Raw genomic sequence first — 3447 nt, forward strand, 5'->3', positions numbered from 1 at the left:
CCAAGCCATGTTTTCTGGGGGTACTTCTGGGGGTACGCCACGCTGCGAATGGCTAGCGTGTCTCGATATAGCTGATATCGGCGGGATGATCTGGATACCTCCGTCCCAAGAAATTCAAAACCCGTCCTCGTGACGGGTTTTGTCTTTTCAGCGTCACCGCCAGCTTCGGCCTGGCCTGGTGAGCGGCGCCCACCTCCCGGCTGACAGCCAAGGTCATGCGCGCCACGGCCGACGCGGCGCACCGAGGCGCCAGCAAGCTCATCTTGCTGAGTGATCAAGGCGGCGAGCGCCGGGCGCCAACGGCGATTCCTACACTTCGCCAGCCCCACCGACTGAACTGAGCAAACTGCCGAATGCGACGCCTTCTTCCCGCCTTGCTGGCCTGCGCAGCGTTGTCTGCCGGTGCCCAGCCCCAGCCCATCTCGACGCGCTTCAATGCGGACCCGTCGCCGCACTACTTCAAGACGGCAGCGGGCGGCGCCTTCTACCTGTACGCGACGGACGACGCCTCCAACTCGGGCAAGTACTGGGACTCCACCAGCTGGCGGCTGTTCACATCGCCCGACCTGAGCGCCTGGGTGGATGCCGGCGTGCCGCTGGATGTCGGCGTGTTCAAGTGGGCGCGGCCCGACGCCAAGGCCTGGGCGCCGGAGGCCGCCTTTCGCGCCGGCAAATACTTCTTCTACGCGCCGGTGGGCGGCGACAAGATCGGCGTGGCCGTCTCGGCCCGGCCGGACGGCGGCTTCGTCGATGCGCGCACCGATGCCCTCGTCGACAAGGCCCGTGACGCGAACGCGGGCGACGAGCCCATCGACCCGGCCGTGTTCGTCGACAAGGCCGGCCAGGCCTATCTTTACTTCGGCACGCGCGTGCCCAAGGTCGTCAAGCTGAAGGCCGACATGGCTAGCCTGGACGGCCCGATCCATAACGTGCAGATCCAGGGGCTAGCCGAGCACAAGAAGACCTATGGCGAGGCGCCCTTCCTGCACGAGCGCGGCGGCCTCTACTACTTCACGTTCTCTACCGGCTGGCCGGGGCAGATCGTGTATGCGACGGGCACTTCGCCGCTGGGCCCGTTCACCTACCGCGGGCTGGTCATCGACTACCTGAAGATCTCGACCAACCACCAGGCCATCCTCGAGCACGACGGGCGCAGCTTCATCTTCTTTCACGACAACCTGCTGCCGGGCGGCGGCAGCCATCGGCGGTCGATCACCCTCGCGCCGCTTGAGTACGGTGCCGACGGCAGCATCCGTCAGATTGCGCTGGACCCGGCCCAGGTGGGCAAGCGCTGACCGTCCACTTCTGCCGACAGTAGTGCCTGGAATTTACGGGCCGAGCGCCGGGCCGCTCCCAAGCTGGCCCGCCATGGCGATGTGCGAGCGGCTCAATGCCGCAAGCATCGCCGTCCCCTCGGGGGACCGGTCAGGCTTGCCCGCGTTCAGCAGGGCCAGACTGGACGAGGGGCTCACGCATACCGCGTCGCGCGGCCCTCGCGCACGAATGCCCAGAGCTGCAGGCCGAGCGCCCTTGCCGTCGCGATGGCCAGGCTGCTGGGCGCCGACATGCAGGCCAGCAGGCCCGCACCCGCCATGGCCGTCTTGTGCACCAGCTCGAAGCTCGCGCGGCTGGACATCAGCACGAAGCCCTTGCGCTCACGCGCGTCCTGGCGGGCGAGGGCGCCGATCAGCTTGTCCAGGGCGTTATGCCGGCCGATGTCCTCGCGCGCCAGCACCAGCTCGCCGCTGGGTCGGCACCAGGCCGCGCCGTGCAGGCCACCGCAGCGTGCGTTCATGGGTTGGGCGGCATGCAGGGCGGCGAGGGCGCGGTCCAGCGCGCCCCGCTCCAGCGCCGGCGCATTGACGGCGGTGGGCCGCGGGCTGCCGAGCTGGGCCAGGCTCTCAACGCCGCACAGGCCGCAGCCGGTGCGCCCGGCCAGCGTGCGGCGGCGCGTCTTCAGGCGCTGCTCGCAGGCGGCCGTCACGGTCAGCGCCAGCTCGATGCCTTCGGCCTGGGGCATCGCCTCGACATCGAGCAGTTCCTGCGGCGACGTGAACCAGCCCTCGCCGAGACCGAAGCCGAGCGCGAAGTCCTCCAGGTCGGCCGGCGTCGCCAGCATGACGACCTGCGAGATGCCGTTGACGGTCAGCGCCACGGGCACCTCGACGGCGACCTCTTCGTCGGCCGCCGCGCCGTGGGGGCGCAGGCTGAGCAGGGGCGTGGAGTGCATGGCCGCCATGATAGGAGGCCGGTCGACCGTTTATCAGGGCGCCGGCAGCGCGGCCTGGGCGGGTGCTGCCATGCCGATGTGCGCCCACAGCTCGTCGGGCGGCAGCAGCGTCAGCATGCGGTGGCTGGAGGCCTCGGCGCCACGCACCAGCCGTGCCCGCGTGCCGGGGCTGGACAGGGCCTGGGCGGCGGGGATGGTGAACACGGGGCCCAGCTCGTCCACGCGCAGGGCCAGGCCCTGGCCGCGCTCGTTGCGGCAGATGATGATGGGGGCGTCCTGCGTGCCTTGCGTGCCCTGCGCATCGGCAGCGCGGCCGTAGAGGGCCAGGTTCAGGTCCAGCACCGGCAGCATGCGGCCCTCGTGCTGCAGCATGCCGACGACGGCGCGCGGCGCGTTGGGAATGGCCGTCAGGCGCGGCTGCTCGATGGCCTCGACGAGGTGCGCGGCGGGCAGGCCCAGCCATTGGCCGGCCACGCTGAAGGCGGCGATGTCCACGCTCTCTGCGGTGGCTTGGGCAGGTGGGGGCGCAAAGCCCGTGTCGCCGGCACCGGCCTGCGCGGGCATGCGCGGGCCGAGCGGCAGCAGGAGCACGGCGGCGACGTCTTCGGCGGACGCGGCCTGGCCGTGGCGGTACTCGCGGTAGCCCTGGGACATCGCGATGCCGGCCGCATACACCATGCCGTCGATCTCCAGCTCGGTGCGCAGCGCGCGGCCGGCGGCCAGGCCGGCCAGCGTGGCGGGCGGCACGGGTGACGTCGTGCCGGCAGGCCAGCGCTCGCTGGAGCTGGCGACAACGCGGCCGTCGCGTGTGACGAAGAGGCTGGCGGCCATATTCGCAGCGCTTGTGCCGGCGGTATCCGGCAGTGAGTCCTTCAGCATCGCGGCGAACTGCGGCGCGCCGTCGAAGACGATGGCGATGCCGCCGACGACCTGGCCCTCGTGCAGCAGCGAGGTGGCGTAGGTGTAGGTGGGCCGGCTGGCGTCGTACAGCGCGCTGGCTTCGTGGCGAGACACGACATAGCGCTCCGGGTCGCGCAGTGCCAGTGCGGCACTGACCCAGCCCGCCTCCAGCCGCTGGCCGACGTGGCCGGCCTGGGCCGGGTCGGACACCGCGACGACGCGGCCCTGCGGGTCGAAGACGAGCAGCAGCGAGTAGACCGTGTAGAGCCCGTTGATGTGCTGCAGCACCTGCTGGGCCTCGGCTGCGGCGGCCTGCG

The 3447-nt window shown here is 70.8% G+C and carries 3 protein-coding genes; 1 reads left to right on the forward strand and 2 read right to left on the reverse strand.

The features are described 5' to 3' along the window. The first annotated feature begins 353 nt into the window (after positions 1 to 353). Positions 354 to 1295 carry a family 43 glycosylhydrolase gene (locus tag ABIS05_RS04140; RefSeq protein ID WP_348011608.1) on the forward strand — a complete coding sequence of 314 codons (942 nt, stop codon included), beginning with the start codon at positions 354 to 356 and terminating at the stop codon, positions 1293 to 1295. A 173-nt stretch (positions 1296 to 1468) separates the two neighbouring features. Here the strand turns inward: ABIS05_RS04140 and fdhD are convergent, their stop codons facing one another. Beyond that, positions 1469 to 2230, reverse strand: coding sequence for a formate dehydrogenase accessory sulfurtransferase FdhD (gene fdhD / locus ABIS05_RS04145; protein WP_348011609.1), 762 nt, complete (start codon positions 2228 to 2230; stop codon positions 1469 to 1471). A 33-nt stretch (positions 2231 to 2263) separates the two neighbouring features. After that, positions 2264 to 3447: chemotaxis protein CheW (locus ABIS05_RS04150; protein ID WP_348011610.1), on the reverse strand; the 1184-nt coding region annotated here is incomplete at its 5' end.

The sequence above is a fragment of the Roseateles sp. genome, from assembly GCF_039929605.1.
In the GTDB taxonomy this organism is placed as follows: Bacteria; Pseudomonadota; Gammaproteobacteria; order Burkholderiales; family Burkholderiaceae_C; genus Pelomonas.